This window comes from Amycolatopsis sp. M39 (genome assembly GCF_001651785.1).
Classification (GTDB): Bacteria; Actinomycetota; Actinomycetes; order Mycobacteriales; family Pseudonocardiaceae; genus Amycolatopsis; species Amycolatopsis rubida.
Window position 1 is genome coordinate 15,744 of record NZ_LWSF01000027.1, and the last position, 18,595, is coordinate 34,338.

Sequence of the window (18,595 nt, forward strand, 5' to 3'; positions counted from 1 at the left end):
GTAGTCGTATACGAGCAACATACTCGTATACGACCAAGGTGCGCTACCCTGGACCGGTGCCGACGAACGCTCTCGACAACCCGCTCGTGCTGCCGATGCTGGGCTTGCTCGTGGAAACCCCGCGCCACCAGTACGCGCTCCTGCGCGAGCTCCGCACGCGCTATCCGTTCCTGAACCCGAAGACGTCGACCGTGTACACGCTGGTCGGCACGCTGACCAGGAACGGGCTTGTCGAACCGGACGGCGAGGGCGATCCGCGACCGGTCCGGCTGACCGAGGCGGGCCTCGCCGATTTCCGCGAACGGATCGAACGGCAGCTGCGCGACGCCGACCCGAACCTCGATTCCCGGTTCCTGATCGCGCTGGCCTACCTCGGCGCGCTGCCGCCCGCCCGCGCGGTGACCCTGCTGCGCGACCGGGCGGAGCGAGTCGGCGGCCAGCGGCGAGAACTGTCCGCGACGCTCGATAACGCCGATTTGCCGGAGATGCAGATGATCGAGGCGCATTTCCTCGTTTCCCGGCTCCGGCACGACGCTGACTGGCTCGCCCGCACCGCGGCCCGGATCGAGCGCGGAGACCTCGTCCCGCCCCGGTGATCACAGCTTTCATCGTGATTTCATCGCCGCCCCTTACTGTGCGCGAGTGCCTGGCGACAGCCGGCCGGGCAGAGGCGAAGGTGGGGGTATGACCGGCGAATCCGGATCTGTGGCCGACGCCGCGTCGGCCGGGGTGGAGAACCTGGCGGACTCGGCGCTCGCGGGACTCGGCAAGGCGGGGCCGGTCGGCGACCTGGCCAAACCGGTGGTGTCCGCGCTGCGCAACGTGTGGGAGGGTTACTTCGGGGCCCCGGTCCCGCCCGGCAGCACCAACTGGAACGCCTACACGCACCAGCAGCTGTACCAGATGCTGTGGGAGAAGGCCGACGTCGGCGACGTCAGCACGGTCGCCGCGGAGTGGCAGCGGCACGGTTCGGAAATGCGCTCGCACGCCGATTCGCTCAAGTCGCAGCAGGGGACGCTGCACGAGAACTGGAGCGGACAGGCCGCCGAACGCGCTTCCGGACGGCTGGGTTCGCTCGGCGAGCGCGCGTCCGGGATCGGCGACCGCGCCGGGACCGTCGGCAGCGCGGCCCAGAACGCGGGCGATTCGCTCGCCGTCGCGCGCAACACCATGCCGAAGCCGCCGGGCGACCCGACTGGGGGCGCAGTCGCCGCCGCGGCGGCCGGAGCGGGTGCGGGCGCGGTCATCGGCGGGATCCTCGGCGCCGGAGCGGGCGGGATCGGCGCCGGTCCGGGTGCGTTGATGGGCGCGGCGATCGGCGCGGTCGCGGGCGGCGGGGCCAGCCTGTTCGCCGCGAATGTCGCGGCGGCCGAGCAGAAAGCCGAAGCGGTGCACGTGATGCAGCGCTACGAAGCCAGCCTGCACAAGAGCTCGCGCGCCATCAATCCGCCTCCCGCCGGGTCGACGACAGCGGATTCCTACGGCGCGGACGAGTCGACCAGTGCGTCGAGCTACGCCGGTCCGCTCGGCGGAGCCGGGACCGGCGCGGGCAGCGGCATGCCGTGGGGCGCGCTGACCGCCGCGGCCCCGGTCGAATCGGGGCTGTCCGCCGGTATTCGCTCCGCGCTCGGCATGGAGGGCGCGCTGCTCGCCCGCAACGCCGCGATGGCGGAGATGGCCGCCGCGCGCGCGGCCAACGGCAACGGCATGATGCCCGGACGCGGCGCGGGAGCCGCGCAGGAGGAGGAAGAGGAGCACAAGAACAAGATGCCGGTGCTCGACCAGCCGCTCCTGCACCCCGAGGACAAGACCATCAGCCCGGTGATCGGGCTGTGAAAGACAGGAGCTTGCGATGACCGGCCACGAGGTCGTCCCGAACGCACTGGACCGGCAGGTCGCCGCGCTCGGCAGACTCGGCGAGCAGACCGGGGAACTCGTCGGTTCGGCGGGGCGGCTCGCCGACCGGCTCCCGCAGCTCGGCACCGCGCCGCCCGCACTGCACCTGGCACAGCGGCTGCGCGAGGCCGCCGGGCACGCCGGGCACGCCGGGCTCGCCGGCGAACTGGGTGCGGCGGACACCGAGCTGACCGGGTTCCACGAGGCACTGCGGGCGGGTATCCGGCGCTACCAGGACCACGAATCCGGCGTGCGGGAAGCGTTCCAGCGACTCGAACGGCAAGCCGAATGACCGCCGTGGCGCCGCGCACCGGCGACGAGACCGTCCACATCGGACTTGTCGAGGCCGGCCTGCTGGCCGCGCACGCCGGGGCGAGCTGGCCGTTTCCGTTGCAGGTGCCGTCTTACGGGCGGATCGAGGGCGAGCGCGAGATTCTGTTCGCCACCGCGGGACAGGCACTGCGAGCGCGCGGTCTCGCGGACGAATCCGGGCCGGACGGCCTCGCCGCGGAAGCCGTGGCCGCGCTGCGCGAACGCCGCGGCATCGTCGATTTGGTGGTGGCGGACGCCGAGGGGGCGACCGCCGTCACCGCACTCGTCTATCGGTCCTCAGCGCTGATCTGCCGTCAGCGGCTCGCGGCCGGCACGCTGTCGGTGCGCCGGGTGGAGGAGACCGCGCTGGTGGACGCCGTGCTCGCGGAGATCCCGAAGGTCGAGGCGGCCCGCACGATGCCGGTCACGCTGCCCGCGCACGCGGTCAAGGAGGCGATGGCACTCACCGACGACGAGGACGACGCCTCCCGCGCGCACCGGCTGCGCGACCTCGTCCACGACAGCGGCGGAGACCCGACGACGCTGGACAGTCTCGTCGGCCTGGTCGTCCCGCTGACCGGCCGCGGCCAGCTCGGCGCGACCCGCGACGGGCGCACCAGGGCAGGCCGCGAACTGTCCTGGATGGACGGACCGCGCGGCCGCGTCCGGATCAACCCCGCGCGCGACGGCTGGCTCAGCGTGAACTCGCTGCGCCGGGCCGACCTGCGCTTCGCCCTCGGCGAGCTGGCCACCGCCGCGCGGCGGCCGTGATGACCGCACCGAAACCGACCGGAGGATCTTCCGTGCCGATCCAAGACTCGGCGGCCTGGCTCGCCGACTACGAGAAAAACCTGTCCCGGATGCGGGCCGGCGCCGAGGCCGCGAGCGCGAGCCTCAGCCGCGTCGCCGGCCGGGCCGCGTCCCCACGCGGCGAGGTCGAGGTCGAAGTGGGCCCGAGCGGCGCACTGACCGACCTGCGGCTGAGCCCCGCCGCCCGCGCGCTGGAAGCCGACGCGCTCGCCCGGCTCATCCTGGCGACCGTGCACGACGCGCACCGCCAGGCCGGGGCGCGAGTCGTGGACATCATGACCGACTACGTCGGCGACGGCCCCGCACTCCAGCTCGTCCGCGACAACCTGCCGGTCGAGGCCGCTCCCGCCGCTCCGCGCGAGGACGACTACTTCGCGAACCCGGGGATCATCTCGTGACCGCCGGCTTCGAGGTCGACCCCGCGCAACTGCGCCGGCACGCGGCCGCCGTCGGCGACCTGGCCGACCGGCTCGGCAATGTCGCCCGCAGCGCCCCGTCCGGGCTCGGCGACCAGACGCTCGGCGTCTTCGTGCAGTTCCTCACCGCGGGCCTGCAGTCAGCGGCCGGCCAGACCAACGACGCCGTCGCGCATGCATCGTCCACTGTGCACAAAGTGAGCGCGAACCTCACGCAAGCCGCGGAAAGCTACGAGCGTCGCGACCAGGGCAACGCGGCCTCGCTGCCCGGAAAGGACCTGCCGTGACCGACTCCGGCCAGCTCCTGGCAGACCTNCCTCGCTGCCCGGAAAGGCCCTGCCGTGACCGACTCCGGCCAGCTCCTGGCAGACCTGAAGACCACCACGCAGGCGGTCGAGAACCACGATTGGGTCTCCGCCGGACTCGGCGGCGCGACCACCGCGCTCGACCTGCTCGGCGCGTCGCAGGACCCGCTCGCCGCGTTGACTTCCGCAGGCTTCGGCATGATCACCGAACTGGTGCGGTTCCTGGAAGAACCGCTGAAACAGTTGCAGGGCAACCCGGATTCGGTGTCGTCGCACTCGCAGGGCATGGAGGGCGGCGGCCAGCAGGTGTCGTCTGTCGCGGATGACTACCGGCAGTCGAGCGGTCCGGAAACGTCGGGGTGGAGCGGTTCTTCGGCTTCGAGCTACCGCGACAACAGCTCGCAGCACGCGGACTGCGTCGAGGCCGTCGGCCAGGCAGGCATCGCGATGGCCAAGGCGGCTACCGGGGCGGGGAAGGTCGTCGCGAAGGCGCAGCAGGAGGTCGGCGGGCTCATTTCGGAGGCTGCCGGGCAGATCATCCAGCTGATGACGCAGGCCTTCGCCGCCGCGCAGGCGACCTTCGGCGCGAGCATCGCGGCGGCGATCCCGCAGGCAGTGGCGATCGCGACGCAGTACGGCGGGCAGATCGCGCAGAAGCTCGGGGTTTTGCTGTCGGATTCGGACAATCTGCTGCAGCTGATCACTTCGGTGACCCAGGGGCTGGAGGCCGCCACGCAGCTCATGACGAAGCTCAGCGAGGCTTCGAAGAGCAGCTCCGGGGAGGAGCCGGGGACGGGTTCTTCTTCGGATTCGCAGTATCCGGCGTCGCGGTATCCGGCGGATTCGCGCTACTCGGACGACTCGGCCGATTCCCAGTACTCAGATCAGCACCGCCCGCGCACTCCGGTCAGCTCGGCCCGGCAGAGCTGACGAGTTCGACCTCGAAGCCGTCGTCGTTCTGCAGGCAGGCGGCATAGTGCTCGGCGCCGCCGGCATGGGGATGTTTCTCCGGAAACATCAGCTGCCACCCGTGCCGGGCGGCGTCGGCGGTCAACCGCTCGACCGTCGCCGCGTCCTCGACGTGAAACGCCAGGTGGTTCAGCCCCGGCCGGCAGCGGTCGTGCCGGTCCGCGGTCAGCGCCGGGGATTGCTCGACCACGAGATACGTCGGCCCGAGCCGCCAGCTGCGCCCGGCGTCCCAGTCCTGGAACCGCCGATATCCCAGCTCTTCCAGCAGCCATCCCAGCGACGCGACCGCGCGGCCGAGGTCCGGCACCCACAACTCGACATGGTGCAGGGTCCCGTGCGCGCTCACGCGGGACCCCGATCCGAGCTGAGCACCACTCGCAGTTCCCGGTCCAGCTCCGCCCCCGGTTCGACCTCCAGGTCCGCCCGCAGCCGTTCCCGCATCCGCCGGTGCACCGCCAACGCGTCCGCCCGCCGTCCGCCGCCGTGGAGCGCCCGCATCAGCAGCACCGCCAGCGGTTCCCGATGCGGATACACCGCCAGCAACGCCGACAGCTCGTGCACCACGTCGTCGGTTCGCCCCAGTTTCAGCTGCAGCACGGCCTTCTCCTGCACCAATGTCAGCCGCCGCTCGGTCAGGCGTACGCGTTCCCCCTCGACGAACGGGCCGGGCAACCCGGCCAGCGGCTCGCCGTGGAACAGGGCCAACGCGCCGTCGTAGGCGTCGACCGCGGCTGCCGGGTCGCTGCCGCGGGCGGCGATCGCGGCTTCCGCGATCCGGTCGGTCAGCTCGGTGACGTCCAGTCGTGCTCGCTCCCCGGCGAAGCGGTATCCGCCGCGGTCGCTGCCGATGACCGAGTCTTCCCTTCGTTCGCCAGCCCCGCGCAGGCATTTCCGCAGGCGATGCACGTAGACCGGGACCACCCGGCCACCGGTGCCGGGCGGCTCCAGGCCCCACACGCCGTCGAGCAACTCCCCTGGACTGACTGTCTCGCCGGCGCGCAGGACCAGCGCCGCGAGCAGCGCTTGTTGCCGCACCGGGCCCAGGTCCAGCAGGTTCGGTCCCCGCCAAGCCCGCAACGGGCCGAGCACGCTGAAGCGCAACGAGTCCGGGCCGATCGGAGCGGGGGCGGTGCCGGGGGCGACCAGGCCGTGGTCGAAGGCGTAGACGATGGCCGCCGCCCGGTCGCGGAGGCGGAGTTTCGCACACACCCGCTCGAAATGCGCCTCGACCGTGCTCGCGGAAATCCCCAGCGTTCCGGCGATTTCCGCGTCCGTCAAGCCGCGCGCCACCGCCGTCAGCACGTCCATTTCGCGCGGCGTCAGCACTCCGGAAGGCAGCGCCGGGCGATCGGCGGCCGCCTCGCGGTAGGTCGTGAGCACGCGGCCGGTGACCGCCGGATCGAGCCACGCCTCGCCCATCGCGACCGCTCGCACCGCGCGGATCAGGTCCTCCGCGGGGGAATCCTTCAGCACGTATCCGACCGCGCCCGCGCGCAGCACCCCGGCGAGCAGTTCGTCGTCGTCGAACGTGGTCAGCGCGAGCACTGGCGGGCGCGGGCCGGACGCGCGCAGCCGTCGCGTCGCTTCGATGCCGTCGACGCGCTTCATCCGCAGGTCCATCACCACGACATCGACCCCGCCGGCCGCTTCGAGCGCGGCCGGGACCTCGTCGCCGTCCGAGCACTCGCCTACCACGAAGAACCCGTCCCGACGCCGAAGGATCAACCGCAACCCGGACCGCACCAGCTCCTGATCGTCGACGAGCAAGACCCGCATCTCATCCAACGCAACGGTCACGACGCGGCCCCGCGCGCCAACGGCACCGTCACCTCGACGACCCACTCGCCGCCCTCAGCTCCGGCAGCCAGCCGCGCGCCGAGCTGATCCGCACGCGCCGTCATGCCCGCCAACCCCGAGCCGCCCTGGTCGCGGGCCGCGCCGTTGTGTCCATTGCGGACTGTCAACCGCGCGTCCGCCGCAGCAATCTCCAGCCGTACCAACGCCTTCTCCCCCGGCGCGTGTTTGACCGCGTTCGCCAGCGACTCCTGGACGATCCGGTAGAGCCCCAGCCCCACCGTGCTGTCGACCGCGGTCACGTCGCCCTCCAGTTCGTAGTCCGCGACCAGCCCGGCCGCGCACGTTTCGGCCACCAGGTCCGCGATGTCGCCCGCACCGGGCAACGGCCGCGTCCCCGCCGGCTCCCGCGCGAGCAATCCAACCGTGCGGCGGATATCGGCCATCGCCGCCCGCCCGATCCGCTCCGCCTCGGCAAGCGCCGCGACGGTTTCGTCGATGTCGCGATCCGTGCGCAACCCATGCCGCGCGCCCGTGACGTGCAGCAACGTGATGCTCAGCGAATGCGCGACGACGTCGTGCACCTCGCGCGCGATCCGCTGCCGTTCGCCGAGCATCGCCTGTTCGCGCACGGCTTCCTGTTTGCCGCGCTCGGCGTCCAGCGCGCGCACGTACCACCGCAACATGAACCCGGCGGCCATCCCGACCACCACCGCGAGCAGGTACACCGGAAACCCGACCAGCCCGACGGTCGACGCGGCCGCCCCGAGCACCGCGATCGCCCCGCCGGTCGCCGCGAACGCGACCCGCGCCGAAGCGATGGACCCCAGTTCGCCGGCGAGCACGATCAACGGCATCGGCGCGAAGTCCGGCACCACCGGATACGTCAGCAGCAGCCCGATCCCGGCGAGCATCCCGAGCGCCTTCATCCACGACGGCGCGAGCCGCCCGGTGCACACCCACAGCAGCGTCGACGCCGTGGCCAGCAGAAACCCCGCGATCGCGACCGGAAGCGCGGTCCCGGCCCGCTGCCCGACCGCGACCACCAGCCCGATCACCGTGAAGGCGGTCGTCCCCATCGGAACCCACCAGGGCAGCGTGAGCCCGGACCGGGCCAAGCCGTCGGCCAGCCTGCCCCGCAACCGGTCCCGCGCTGTCTCCCACACGAGGTCCAGCCTAGAAAACCGCGTCGGAAGCCGCCCGGTGTACCGGCGATACCATGCCGCGTGCGCCTCGCCCGTCTCTTCCTCCTGCTGGCCCTGCTCCCCCTCGCCGCGTGCGCGACCGGGAAGGACGCGGTCAGCCAATCAGACACCTTCGAATTCGTCTCGCCGGACGGGCAGACGACCATCCACTATCCCGTGGAGCAACGCAAAAAGGTAGCGAACCTCAAGGGCCAGAGCCTGCGCGAACCCGGCCGGGACCTCTCGCTGGCCGATTACTCCGGCAAAGTCGTCCTGCTCAACCTCTGGGGCGCCTGGTGCGGGCCGTGCCGCGCCGAAGCGCGTACTCTTCAGGCCATCGTCGGCTCCGGGCGCAGCCGCGGGATCCGGGTGCTCGGCATCAACGTCCGCGACAACCCGAAGTACGCCGCGGACTTCGTCAAGGATCTCGGACTGGACTACGAATCGATCTTCGATCCGTCCGGCCGGGTCGCGCTGCAATTGCGCGGCCTCCCGCTGAGCGCGGTGCCGATCTCGCTGATCGTTGACAAACGGCAGCGGGTCGCGGCCGTCTACCTCGGCGCGGTCCTGCGAACCGACGTCCAGCCCACCCTGGACAGCGTGCTCGCCGAGTAGGCCGGCCAAGGTCCAGACCGTTCGGGCGGCGTGCGCCTACCATGGGCGGATGACCGCGAGTGGCTACAACCGCCGGGAACGTCCCGCCAAGCCCGCGCTGAGCCGCGAAGGCATCGTCGCGGCCGCTCTCGACGTCGTGCGCCGCGAAGGGGCCGAGCGCGTCACCATGCGGCGGCTCGCGAAGGAACTGGACACCGGCCCGGCCTCGCTCTACGTCTACGTCCGCGACACCGACGAACTCCACGCCGCGGTGCTGGACGAACTCCTCGGCGAAGTCCCCACCACCGCCAGCGCCGCCGAAGGAGACTGGCGGAGTCGTTTGTGGACAGTCATGTCCACCTACCGCGACGTCCTGTACGCCCACCCTGGCCTCGCCCGCGTCGCGCTCGTGACCCCGTTGAACGGGCCGAACTACCTCGCCGTTGTCGACACCGTGCTCGGCTTGCTCGCCGAGGCCGGGGTTCCGTCCGGCCCGGCCGCGTGGACGGTCGACCTGCTGCTGCTCGTCGCCACCGCCAGCGCGGTCGAGCACAGCACCCGCAAGGACCGCCCGGACGCGCAACGGCAGCACGACGCGCTCGCCGAAACCGTCCGCGGACTCTCGCCCGAAACGTATCCGAACATCGCCGCGGCGAGCGAGAACCTGTTCTCCGGCAACGCGGACACGCGTTCCCGGTGGGCGATCGACGCCCTGCTCAACGGCGCGCGCACGACCCCGCTGCCCGACTGAGTGGTCCGTGAGGGGAACCCTGCGGGAATCAGATTCCCGCAGGGTTCCCCTCACGAACGTCCGCGGCAGCGGAGAACCCGGCTGAATGGTTCAAACCACTGCCGGGGCAAGGGTGTGCCCCGAGTCCATCATGGACCGGTACGCCGGAATAGCGGCGATAACGGGTGAAATGTCCGCTTGATCGATCCGCTTCAATTCGACAGTTGATGCGATCCCTCCTTTCGTAGGTTCCCGGAAAATTTCCGACGATCTACCTTTGCTGTGTTCGGATCCACTATCCCCACCCTTTCCGATTTCTTTTTCTGCATGCCCACAAGGAGTCTGAGAATGCAGATCAGAAAAACGTCCGCACTCGTTTCCCTGCTCGCCGCGGCCGGTCTGGCCGCGACGATGGGCGCGACCCCTGCCACCGCGGCCGCCGCCCAGCACCACCCCGCGCACCAGAAGCACGGCCTCGGGCTGAACATCGCCGGACTGAAAGCCGCGAAGGCGGCCAAGCACGCCCACGCGAACTCCGCGCTGCCGGTGCACCCGCTCGGCACGGCCAAGGCCCCCTCCAGCGGCGACCTCACCCAGTACGCCAACACCCCCGGCGACCAGGGCCAGGTCGGCTCGTGCGTCACCTGGGCCACCGGCTACACCGGCTACGGCGTGCTGATGAACGAGCAGGGCATCGACGGCGGACCGATGGCACCGATGTTCATCTACAGCCAGATCGCCAAGGGCAACGACCAGGGCACCTGGGCGAGCGTCGCGCTGCCGATGGAACAGAAGCAAGGCATCGACACCAAGTCCGACTACTGGCAGGGCGATTTCGACTACACGACTCAGCCCGACCAGAACGAAAAGGCGAATGCGGCGCACTACAAGCTGTCCGGCTACACCGAATTGTCGACCAGCGGCAACGCGGCGAAAACCGACATCGAGAACGCCATTTCCCAGGGCGAGCCGGTCGCGATCGGATTCACCGTGCACCAGAGCTTCATGGATCTGAACTCCTCGACCGCGAGCGACTACTCGTACCTGCCCGGCGACTCGAACAGCGACCCGGTCGTCGGCGGGCACGAGGTCACCATCGTGGCCTACAACGAGCAGGGCGTGAAGATCGAGAACAGCTGGGGATCCAGCTGGGGTGACAGCGGTTTCGTGACCGTGCCGTGGTCGTTCTTCAACACCGGCGACGTCGACGAGGTCAACGCGATGGGCAAGCTCGTCCAGAGCTGACCCCCGCACCCGCCCGAAAAGCCGGGAAGGGCCCCTTGAGGGAATCAGATTCCCTCAAGGGGCCCTTCCCGGACCTAGGCGTTCAGGCGGAACTCAGACCAGGTCGTACCGGTCGTTGTTCATCACCTTGTGCCACGCGGCGACGAAGTCGCGGACGAACTTCTCCTTGGCGTCGTCGCTGCCGTAGACCTCGGCGACGGCGCGCAGCTCGGAGTTCGAACCGAACACCAGGTCGTTGCGGGTGCCGGTCCACTTGACCTCGCCGGTGGCGAGATCGCGGGCCTCGAAGGACTCCGCGTGCGGGCCCTCGCCGTCGGCGGGCTTCCACTCGGCGCCCATGTCGAGCAGGTTGACGAAGAAGTCGTTCGTCAGCGTGCCCGGCCGGTCGGTCAGCACGCCTGCCGCCGAGTTCTGGTAGTTCGCGCCCAGCACTCGCAGGCCGCCGACCAGCACGGCCATCTCCGGCGCGCTCAAGTTGAGCAGGTTCGCCTTGTCCACCAGCAGGTACTCCGACGGCAGCGGGTTGGCCTTGCCGCGGTAGTTGCGGAACCCGTCGGCCTTCGGCTCAAGCGGCGCGAACGAGTCCGCGTCGGTCTGCTCCTGCGTCGCGTCGGTGCGGCCCGGCGTGAACGGAACGGTGAGGTCGACCCCGCCGTCCTTCGCCGCCTTCTCCACGCCCGCCGCGCCGGCCAGCACGATCAGGTCGGCGAGCGAGATCTTCTTCCCGCCGGTCTGCGCGCTGTTGAACGCTTCCTGGACGCCCTCAAGCGTGCGCAGCACCTGAGCCAGCTCGTCGGGCTCGTTGACCTCCCAGCCGCGCTGCGGTTCGAGGCGGATGCGGGCGCCGTTCGCGCCGCCGCGCTTGTCGCTGTGCCGGTAGGTCGAGGCCGACGCCCACGCGGTGGACACCAGCTGCGAGACCGACAGGCCGGACTCGAGGATCTTCGCCTTCAGGTCCGCGACGTCCGCTTCGCTGACCAGCTCGTGGTCGACGGCCGGGACCGGGTCCTGCCAGATCAGCTCTTCCCGCGGCACCAGCGGGCCGAGGTAGCGCTGGATCGGGCCCATGTCGCGGTGGGTGAGCTTGTACCAGGCGCGGGCGAAGGCGTCCGCGAACTCCTCCGGGTTCTCGTAGAACCGGCGCGAAATCGGCTCGTAGATCGGGTCGAAGCGCAGCGCCAGGTCCGAGGTCAGCATGCTCGGCGCGCGGTTGAGTTCACCGGTCTCCGGGTCCGGCACGGTGCCCTGCGCGGCGTTGTTCTTCGGCTTCCACTGGTGCGCGCCGGCGGGGCTCTTGGTCAGCTCCCACTCGTAGGTGAACAGGTTGTGGAAGAACCAGTTGCTCCACCGGGTCGGGGTCGGGGTCCAGGTGACCTCGAGCCCGCTGCCGATCTGGTCGCGGCCCTTGCCGCTGCCGAAGCTGTTCTTCCAGCCGAGGCCCATCTGCTCGATCGGCGCGGCCTCGGGCACCGGGCCGACGTTCGCGTCCGCGTCGCCCGCGCCGTGCGTCTTGCCGAAGGTGTGGCCGCCGGCGATGAGGGCGACGGTCTCCTCGTCGTTCATCGCCATCCGGGCGAACGTCTCGCGGATGTCGCGCGCCGAGGCGATCGGGTCCGGGTTGCCGTTCGGGCCTTCCGGGTTCACGTAGATGAGGCCCATCTGGACCGCGGCGAGCGGGTTGTCCAGCTCGCGGTCGCCCCGGTAGCGCTCGTCGCCGAGCCAGGTGCGCTCCGGGCCCCAGTAGATGTCCTCGTCCGGCTCCCACACGTCGGCGCGGCCGCCGGCGAAGCCGAAGGTCTTGAAGCCCATGGTTTCAAGCGCGCGGTTGCCCGCGAAGACCATCAGGTCCGCCCACGAGATCTTCTTGCCGTACTTCTTCTTGACCGGCCACAGCAGACGGCGCGCCTTGTCCAGGCCGACGTTGTCCGGCCAGCTGTTCAGCGGCGCGAACCGCTGCTGGCCGCCGCCCGCCCCGCCGCGGCCGTCGTCGATCCGGTAGGTGCCGGCGCTGTGCCAGGCCATCCGGATGAACAGCGGGCCGTAGTTGCCGAAGTCGGCAGGCCAGAACTCCTGCGAAGTGGTGAGCAGCGCGTCGACGTCGCGGGCAAGCGCGTCGAGGTCGAGGCTCTTGAATTCCTTGGCGTAGTCGAACTCCCCGCCCATCGGGTCCGCCGCGGGAGCGTGCTTCCGGAGGATCTTCAGGTTGAGCTGGTTCGGCCACCAGTCACGGTTCGCGGCACCTTCGGTCGGGTAGCCCATGCGCCCGGTGACCGGGCACCCCGCCGTGTGGTCGTCGGCAACGGAGTCAAGCGATTCGGACAACTGAAATCCTTCCGGGAATCTTGGTCTTGCTCAGGAACTCAAAGCGGCGGAGCAGTCGGGGCAGCGGCCCCAGTAGACGACCTCGGCCTCTTCGATGACGAAGCCGTGCGTCTGCGAAGCGGTCAGGCAGGGCGCCTCTCCGACCGCGCAGTCGACGTCTTCGATGGCACCGCACGAGCGGCACACGACGTGGTGGTGGTTGTCCCCTACCCGGGCCTCGTACCGTGCGACCGAACCGGGCGGCTGAATGCGCCGCAGCAGCCCCGCGTCGGTCAGCGCGCGCAGCACGTCGTAAACGGCCTGGTGGGAAACCTCGCCGAGATCCGCGCGCACCATGCCGATGACGGACTCGGTGTCCGCGTGCGCGTTGGCGTGCACGGCGGAGAGCACGGCCAGCCGAGGGCGCGTGATCCGCAACTGCACTCCGCGCAGCAGCTGCTCGAAGTCCGTGGTCGTCGGCATGCCCCGGAGTCTGCCGCATTTTCTGGAATGAATCAAGAATCTGTCACCCGCTCCGGCAGTCCTCCTCCTGGCGGTCGCTTGACAGCCCGGGAGGTCTACGGTGAGTAGGCCAAAGAGACGTCCGACACATCCGAGGTGACGCCAGAAATGACCGAGGCCGTCGAATCGCCCAGTTCGCACCCGGTCGGGGTCGATATCACGCGAGCGAGCATTGCCCGGGTGTACGACGCCGCGCTGAACGGCACGAACAACTACGAGATCGACCGCAGGGTGCTCGACCAGGTGCGGACCGTGGCCCCGGAGGTCAACGACCTCGCCTGGGCCAACCGCAACTTCCTCATCCGCGCCTGCCGGTTCCTCGCCACCCAGGGCAGGGTCGCCCAGTACCTCGACTGCGGTTCCGGCCTGCCCACCGCGGAAAACACGCACCAGGTCGTGCAGCGGATCATCCCGGACGCCCGCGTCCTGTACGTGGACAACGACCCGGTGGTTCTCGCGCACGGGCGCGCGCTGCTCGAAGAGAACGACAACACCCGGTTCGTCGAAGCGGACATCTTCAAGCCCGAGCAGATCCTGCGGAACGAGACCGCGCGCGAGTTCCTCGACTGGACGAAGCCGATCGCGTTGCTGCACAACGGAACCCTGCACCACTACCTCGGCGACGACTACGAGGAGATGATGCGGACCTACGTGGACGCGCTGCCGTCCGGGTCGTTCGTGGTGGTCGCGCACTTCCTCGACCCGCAGACGCCCGAGCACAGCGAGATCGCCCGGCGGATGGAGGAGAAGTTCACGCACAGCCCGATGGGCAGCGGCCTCTTCCGCACGTGGGACGAGATCGGCCGGATGTTCGGCGGCACCGAACTGGTCGACCCGGGCCTGGTGCTGTGCGAGGACTGGTGGCCGGACGGCCCGCGGTACCAGCCGCTGAACCAGGTCCAGGAGTGCATCGCGGGCGGAGTCGGCCGGAAGGCCTGACGCTCGCGCCCCGCTGAACGTCGGTGAAGGGCCCCTTGCGGGAATCTGATTCCCGCGAGGGGCCCTTCACGGGCGTTCGAGGACGCGATAGTCCAGATCGGACAGCGGCGAATCCGGGTTGAGGACGACGCCGACCGTGCGCAGCGTGTCGTCGAGGATCGACCAGACCCAGCGGGCGAGCAGCTGGCGCAGATCGTCGCGGTCGATGCCGCGCGGGGTGTCCAGCCAGTGCGCCGTACTGGACTCGACCAACCCCACCAGCCCGTACGCGATCGTCTCGCCGACGCGCTGGTCCGCGCCGAAGAGGCCGAGGTAGTACTCGAACAGCACAGTCAACTGGCGGGCGATCGCGGTTTTCACGTCCGCGACGACGTCGCGCGGCCCGGTCACCGACTGCCGCATCAGGTACTGATACAGCGCGCGATGCTCGGAAAGCCATTCGATGTGCGCGCCGATCGTCGCGTGCACCATTTCGCGCGGAGTACCGGAAACTCCCCACAGCGGAGAGAATTGCGCGCCGATCATTTCCGCCGCGCGCAACGCGATAGCACGCTGCAGATCCGCGGTGTCGGCGAAATGCTTGTAAATGCGCGTGCGAGCGACGCCGGCCTCGTCGGCGATCTGCTCGGTGGACACCTCCGGCCCGAACCGGGCGATCGCGCGCATTCCGGCCTCCACGAATTCCCGGCGCCGGCGTTCGCGCTGCCCTGCCCACCGGGTGGCCCGCCCGTCGGGCGGAGTACCTGAGGACGTCATCCGCGCGAGTGTATCGCCGGGTCACATACCAGATACGGTGCTGTACCTGTTACTTTTTGTACCGAGGGATAACGGTCTGTGGTCGGGTTGCCTCGATGTGGCCCAGATCATGGGCCGGGAGTGCGTCATCGGCACGCGGGGAGCGAGTCGCGTCGATGAAGCGAGCGTCGCCCGCCTGGGCGACGTGCAGGGAGGAACACATGGACGGCGAACAGCACCGGCCCGAACTGTCCACCGGCCACCGGGTCACCTACCTGGTCGGCCAGCGCACCGGCAGGCGCCAGCTGTGCCGGCGCGGGGTGGTCACCGGAACCCCGGTCACCGACGACGCCACCGCGGTCACCTGGGTCCCGGTCCAGGTCGACGGCCAGGCGAGAGACGCGGATCCGCAGTGGATCGCGGCCGACGCGATCATCGACGTGGTGAGCGCGTCGTGAGCGCCGAGCAGGCCGTGGCCACCCCGATTTTCGACGGCGTGGTCGCCGAGGCCGGGCTCGACTGGTCCGAAGAGGACGTGCCCAAGGGCGCGGCGGACGAGAAGCCCGGCTCGGGCACGTAGCTCGTCCCGGCTGACAGCAGCACCGGTCCCGCTCCGGTGCGGTCTTCGCACGTCCGCACCCGGGTGGGCTCAGACCAGTTCGGGGTCACCGGTTTGTGCCGTCGAGACTGCACTCGTCCGGGTGAACTGCGCCTGGCCGAATGCCGGTGAACGCTGCCCGCTTCGCCCTCGCCGGAAGACCGGCAGCACCTTGCCGTCAAGCCTTCACCGATTCATCCAGGAGCACGCAAAGGATCAACGACGGGCTTCTTCCACATAACGCAGCACCGCGGTAACCTGCCGATCCGCGCTGTCATCCGGCGCTAACTCCAGTTTTGCGAAAAATGCTGCGAATATGTTTGTGCACCGCGCCGTCCGTTACCATGAGTCGTTCGGCGATGGCACCATTCCCCCATCCTTCCGCCATCAACGCCAGCACATCCCGTTCGCGCGGGCTGAGCCGTTCCAGCCCGGAATCCGCACGCGTCCGGGTCAGCAACTGCGCCACCACTTCCGGATCGATCGCCGTCCCGCCGTCGGCCGTCCGATTCGGCGCCGCCATGAACTCGGTGACCCGCCCGACGCGTTCCTTCAGCAGATACCCGAGCCGCGCGCTGCCCAGCAGATCAGTCGCGAATGCCTGCTCGACATACGCCGACAGCACCAGCACCGGCAAGCCCCGGACGTCGTCGACGATGCCCTCATCGGTGTGCGTCGGCGGCATCCGGACGTCCACGATCGCTTGTGTTTGTCCACTGCAGCAAGGAAATCGGCCGGGTTGCCGGTGGTCGCGACGACGTCGAGGCCCCTCGGCGCGCACAACAGCAGCGCGAGTCCTTCGCTCAGCAACGGGTCGTCCTCGGCGATCACAATCCGCATGGCAGGCTCACCGTCAGAGTGGGCGGTCCGTCGGCGGAACTCGCCAGCGCGAAGGCTCCGTCGAGCGCCTCGATCCGGCGGCGCATCCCGCCGAGTCCCGAGCCGCCGGACCCGAAACTCGCCGAGCACCTGCCGCTGATCGTGCTCGCCTGGACCAAGGGCCGCCTCGGCTATCCGATCTCGGAACGACGGCGCGAACTCCAGGTCGTTCAGTAGTAAATCTGCCCCGGAACGCCACCGCCGGCCGCGATGGCGTCTCCGTTGATCGCCGCGCTGCGCGGAGACGCGAGGAACGCCACCACGTCCGCCACCTCGGCCGCCGTCACCAGCCGCCCGATGCTCACCCCGGCCGCGATGCTGTTTTCCAGCTCTGCCACGGAAATCCCCCGCGCCGCGGCGATCTCGGCGAACTTCTCCGGCGTCCGCTCGGTCACCGTGTAGCCCGGATGCACGACCGTCACGGCGATTCCCCGCGGCCCCAGCTCGTCGGCGAGATTCTTGGTCATCGCCGCGACCGCGACATTGCGAATCGACCCGAACGTCGAACTGGCCAGCCGCGCGTTGAGCCCGCTGACGTTCACGATCCGGCCCCAGCCGCGCTCCCGCATCCCCGGCGCGAGCGCACGAGCGCACCGCAGGTAGCCGAGCACCTTGGTCTCGATCTCGAGGCGGAGGTCTTCGTCCCGCAGATCGTCGAGCGGCGTGCGAACCCCGCTGGAGGCCGGAGCCGCACAGTTGACCAGGACGTCCGCCGCCCCGAACTCCGCCTTGACCCGCTCCGCCATCGCCGCGACCGCAGCGTCGTCGGTGGTGTCCGCCGGAACCGCGATGACCTTCGTGCCGTGCCTGCCGAGGCTTTCCCTCGCAGCGGCAAGCGCTTCGCCGTCCCGGGCGACAAGCGCGAGGTCAGCCCCCTCCGCCGCGAGCACCTCGGCAACCGCCAGCCCGATCCCGCGGTTAGCCCCCGTGACGACCGCGCACTTGCCCTTCAACCCGAGATCCACGACTGCCCCCTGAGCGTCAACGCCGACGGCGAGGCTTACCGCGCCCGCCAGACTTGGGCACGCTCCGGCGACGGTCCGGTTCGCGCTGCTTTTTCTTGGCCGGTGCCGCCTTGCCCGTCTTCGCCCGCGTTTCCTGCTGTCCGCGAGTGCTGTTCACCGTGCGCCCGCGAACGATGCCGATGAACTGCTCCACGAGATCGCTGGTCTCGCCCTCCGGCCAGGACAACGCGACGCGCGACTGCGGTGCGTCCTCGACCGGCCGGTAGGTGAGATCACGCCGATGGTGCAACCGGGCAAGCGACTGCGGCACCATCAGCACGCCGACGCCCGCCGCCACCAGCTCGATCGCGTCGCCAGTCGTCTCCGGCCGCTCCAGCGCGGGCTTGCCCGGCAGTTCGTCCCACCCGAGCGAGTCGTCGAGCGGATGCAGCACGAGCTCGTCCGCGAGGTCCGCAATGGACACCTCGTCGGCCGCCGCGACCAGGTGGTCCCTGGGCACGACGACCACAGTGGTCTCGGTGTAGAGCGGAATCGCGTGCAGCCCGTCGCGGTCCTCGGACAGCCGCAGCAGCGCCGCGTCCACCCCGCCCTCGCGAACGGCGCCTGCGGCCTCGGCAGCAGCGACCGCGACCAGGTCAAGCGGCACTTCGGGATTGCGTTCGCCCCAGATCCGGACCCACTTCGCGGGGGTCGCACCCGGAACGTAGGCGAGCCGGAACGCCGAGGCCTGGTCGGCTCCTGTCACGTGGCAAGGCTACCGGCGCGGGGTCGCCGGTTACGCTGGTGGGCATGACGGCGCAGAAGACCCCCCAGACCATGAAGCCGGCGACGGCAGCGAAGAAGCTGGGCGTCTACCTCGAAGCGACCCCCGTAGAGTTCCGCGCGGGCGCCGTCTCGCGCGAGGAGCTGAACGCCCTGCAGACCGACCCGCCGGAATGGCTCCGCGACCTGCGCCGCAACGGCCCGCACCCGCGCCCGGTGGTAGCGGCGAAACTCGGAGTCTCCATCGGCGGCCTGGCCAGGGGCGGCGTCACCGAAGCCCTGACGACGGACCAGATCGAGACCCTGAAGTCCGACAACCCCACCTGGCTGCAACGCGAACGCGAAACCCAAGCCGAAGTCCGCCGCGAAGCCGCCCGGCTGAACGCGGAGAAGAACGACTAGTCCGTCCACTTCGGACCTTCCGGCGCGCCGCACGAGTCGGTGAGGGTTCCCCTCACGACCACCCCACCGCCCCGACGCACCCAGTGCGGCATCGGGGCGCTATCCCGGCACCCGCGAACCCCACCGCGACCAGGTACCCCACACCCGCTACAAACCCGCCGCGCGCGACGAACTCACCAAGCGCCCAACCCGCGGCCAGCGCACCCCACGAACGAGGCATCCACACCATCCCGCACC

The 18,595-nt window shown here is 70.1% G+C and carries 24 protein-coding genes; 15 read left to right on the top strand and 9 right to left on the bottom strand.

What is annotated here, in order from left to right; translation table 11 throughout:
• The first annotated feature begins 56 nt into the window (after positions 1-56).
• The 7 genes from A4R44_RS37050 (at position 57) to A4R44_RS37080 (ending at position 4,669) form a co-directional block, all read left to right on the top strand.
• Complete coding sequence (locus A4R44_RS37050) at positions 57-596, top strand: PadR family transcriptional regulator (protein ID WP_198545581.1); 540 nt, start codon at positions 57-59, stop codon at positions 594-596.
• An 88-nt stretch (positions 597-684) separates the two neighbouring features.
• On the top strand, positions 685-1,836 hold the full coding sequence (locus tag A4R44_RS37055; protein ID WP_067591557.1) for a WXG100 family type VII secretion target: 1,152 nt from the start codon (positions 685-687) through the stop codon (positions 1,834-1,836).
• 16 nt (positions 1,837-1,852) lie between these two features.
• Positions 1,853-2,188 (top strand): hypothetical protein, encoded by a 336-nt coding sequence (locus A4R44_RS37060; protein ID WP_067591560.1) that lies wholly within the window; start codon positions 1,853-1,855, stop codon positions 2,186-2,188.
• On the top strand, positions 2,185-2,979 hold the full coding sequence (locus A4R44_RS37065) for an ESX secretion-associated protein EspG (protein ID WP_067591563.1): 795 nt from the start codon (positions 2,185-2,187) through the stop codon (positions 2,977-2,979). Before A4R44_RS37060 ends, A4R44_RS37065 begins: the two co-directional genes overlap by 4 nt.
• A 32-nt stretch (positions 2,980-3,011) precedes the next feature.
• The gene (locus A4R44_RS37070; protein WP_369806016.1) at positions 3,012-3,416 is read left to right on the top strand and encodes a YbaB/EbfC family nucleoid-associated protein; all 405 of its coding nucleotides are present in this window, start codon (positions 3,012-3,014) and stop codon (positions 3,414-3,416) included.
• Positions 3,413-3,721: a type VII secretion target gene (locus A4R44_RS37075; protein ID WP_067591569.1), complete on the top strand. Its 309-nt coding sequence runs from the start codon at positions 3,413-3,415 to the stop codon at positions 3,719-3,721. Before A4R44_RS37070 ends, A4R44_RS37075 begins: the two co-directional genes overlap by 4 nt.
• A 54-nt stretch (positions 3,722-3,775) precedes the next feature.
• Positions 3,776-4,669, top strand: a complete 894-nt coding sequence (locus A4R44_RS37080; RefSeq protein ID WP_067591572.1) for a hypothetical protein — start codon at positions 3,776-3,778, stop codon at positions 4,667-4,669.
• On the opposite strand, the gene A4R44_RS37085 is transcribed toward A4R44_RS37080, so the two are convergent.
• The 3 genes from A4R44_RS37085 to A4R44_RS37095 are packed head-to-tail and all read right to left on the bottom strand — an operon-like array spanning position 4,647 to position 7,668.
• Positions 4,647-5,054, bottom strand: a complete 408-nt coding sequence (locus A4R44_RS37085; RefSeq protein ID WP_067591575.1) for a VOC family protein — start codon at positions 5,052-5,054, stop codon at positions 4,647-4,649. The two genes, A4R44_RS37080 and A4R44_RS37085, sit on opposite strands and share 23 nt — an antisense overlap.
• Entirely contained in the window at positions 5,051-6,484 is a 1,434-nt protein-coding gene (locus A4R44_RS37090) for a BTAD domain-containing putative transcriptional regulator (protein ID WP_198545582.1), read from the bottom strand. The genes A4R44_RS37085 and A4R44_RS37090 overlap by 4 nt, the downstream gene beginning before the upstream one ends.
• Before the next feature lie 17 nt (positions 6,485-6,501).
• Positions 6,502-7,668 carry a sensor histidine kinase gene (locus tag A4R44_RS37095; protein WP_067591578.1) on the bottom strand — a complete coding sequence of 389 codons (1,167 nt, stop codon included), beginning with the start codon at positions 7,666-7,668 and terminating at the stop codon, positions 6,502-6,504.
• A gap of 60 nt (positions 7,669-7,728) precedes the next feature.
• Between A4R44_RS37095 and A4R44_RS37100 the strand changes: the two genes are divergently transcribed.
• From A4R44_RS37100 to A4R44_RS37110, 3 genes are all read left to right on the top strand, one after another.
• Positions 7,729-8,301 carry a TlpA disulfide reductase family protein gene (locus tag A4R44_RS37100; protein ID WP_067591581.1) on the top strand — a complete coding sequence of 191 codons (573 nt, stop codon included), beginning with the start codon at positions 7,729-7,731 and terminating at the stop codon, positions 8,299-8,301.
• A gap of 49 nt (positions 8,302-8,350) precedes the next feature.
• Positions 8,351-9,031 (top strand): TetR/AcrR family transcriptional regulator, encoded by a 681-nt coding sequence (locus A4R44_RS37105; protein ID WP_067591584.1) that lies wholly within the window; start codon positions 8,351-8,353, stop codon positions 9,029-9,031.
• A 327-nt stretch (positions 9,032-9,358) separates the two neighbouring features.
• On the top strand, positions 9,359-10,255 hold the full coding sequence (locus A4R44_RS37110; protein WP_067591587.1) for a C1 family peptidase: 897 nt from the start codon (positions 9,359-9,361) through the stop codon (positions 10,253-10,255).
• 93 nt (positions 10,256-10,348) lie between these two features.
• Here the strand turns inward: A4R44_RS37110 and katG are convergent, their stop codons facing one another.
• Both katG and A4R44_RS37120 read right to left on the bottom strand, forming a co-directional pair.
• On the bottom strand, positions 10,349-12,577 hold the full coding sequence (gene katG / locus A4R44_RS37115) for a catalase/peroxidase HPI (protein WP_067591590.1): 2,229 nt from the start codon (positions 12,575-12,577) through the stop codon (positions 10,349-10,351).
• Between the two features lie 30 nt (positions 12,578-12,607).
• Positions 12,608-13,039, bottom strand: coding sequence for a Fur family transcriptional regulator (locus A4R44_RS37120; protein WP_067591593.1), 432 nt, complete (start codon positions 13,037-13,039; stop codon positions 12,608-12,610).
• Positions 13,040-13,186: 147 nt separating this feature from the next.
• Here A4R44_RS37120 and A4R44_RS37125 point away from each other — a divergent pair, with 147 nt between their 5' ends.
• Entirely contained in the window at positions 13,187-14,017 is an 831-nt protein-coding gene (locus tag A4R44_RS37125) for an SAM-dependent methyltransferase (protein ID WP_067591596.1), read from the top strand.
• 66 nt (positions 14,018-14,083) lie between these two features.
• On the opposite strand, the gene A4R44_RS37130 is transcribed toward A4R44_RS37125, so the two are convergent.
• The gene (locus A4R44_RS37130) at positions 14,084-14,773 is read right to left on the bottom strand and encodes a TetR/AcrR family transcriptional regulator (protein WP_067591599.1); all 690 of its coding nucleotides are present in this window, start codon (positions 14,771-14,773) and stop codon (positions 14,084-14,086) included.
• Between the two features lie 200 nt (positions 14,774-14,973).
• On the opposite strand from A4R44_RS37130, the gene A4R44_RS37135 reads away from it, so the two are divergent.
• On the top strand, positions 14,974-15,210 hold the full coding sequence (locus tag A4R44_RS37135) for a hypothetical protein (protein WP_198545583.1): 237 nt from the start codon (positions 14,974-14,976) through the stop codon (positions 15,208-15,210).
• Positions 15,207-15,332, top strand: coding sequence for a hypothetical protein (locus tag A4R44_RS51950; protein ID WP_255366211.1), 126 nt, complete (start codon positions 15,207-15,209; stop codon positions 15,330-15,332). The genes A4R44_RS37135 and A4R44_RS51950 overlap by 4 nt, the downstream gene beginning before the upstream one ends.
• A gap of 292 nt (positions 15,333-15,624) precedes the next feature.
• Here the strand turns inward: A4R44_RS51950 and A4R44_RS37140 are convergent, their stop codons facing one another.
• On the bottom strand, positions 15,625-16,035 hold the full coding sequence (locus A4R44_RS37140) for a LuxR C-terminal-related transcriptional regulator (protein ID WP_369806018.1): 411 nt from the start codon (positions 16,033-16,035) through the stop codon (positions 15,625-15,627).
• Positions 16,036-16,055: 20 nt separating this feature from the next.
• On the opposite strand from A4R44_RS37140, the gene A4R44_RS49575 reads away from it, so the two are divergent.
• Positions 16,056-16,406, top strand: a complete 351-nt coding sequence (locus A4R44_RS49575; protein WP_198545584.1) for a hypothetical protein — start codon at positions 16,056-16,058, stop codon at positions 16,404-16,406.
• Here the strand turns inward: A4R44_RS49575 and A4R44_RS37150 are convergent.
• A complete protein-coding gene (locus tag A4R44_RS37150; protein ID WP_067591608.1) occupies positions 16,400-17,194 on the bottom strand; it encodes an SDR family NAD(P)-dependent oxidoreductase in 795 nt (264 codons plus the stop codon). The genes A4R44_RS49575 and A4R44_RS37150 overlap by 7 nt on opposite strands.
• Positions 17,195-17,210: 16 nt before the next feature.
• Positions 17,211-17,939 carry a LysR family substrate-binding domain-containing protein gene (locus A4R44_RS37155; RefSeq protein ID WP_067591611.1) on the bottom strand — a complete coding sequence of 243 codons (729 nt, stop codon included), beginning with the start codon at positions 17,937-17,939 and terminating at the stop codon, positions 17,211-17,213.
• A 44-nt stretch (positions 17,940-17,983) separates the two neighbouring features.
• Here A4R44_RS37155 and A4R44_RS37160 point away from each other — a divergent pair, with 44 nt between their 5' ends.
• Entirely contained in the window at positions 17,984-18,358 is a 375-nt protein-coding gene (locus A4R44_RS37160) for a DUF5997 family protein (protein WP_067591805.1), read from the top strand.
• Positions 18,359-18,595: the final 237 nt, after the last annotated feature.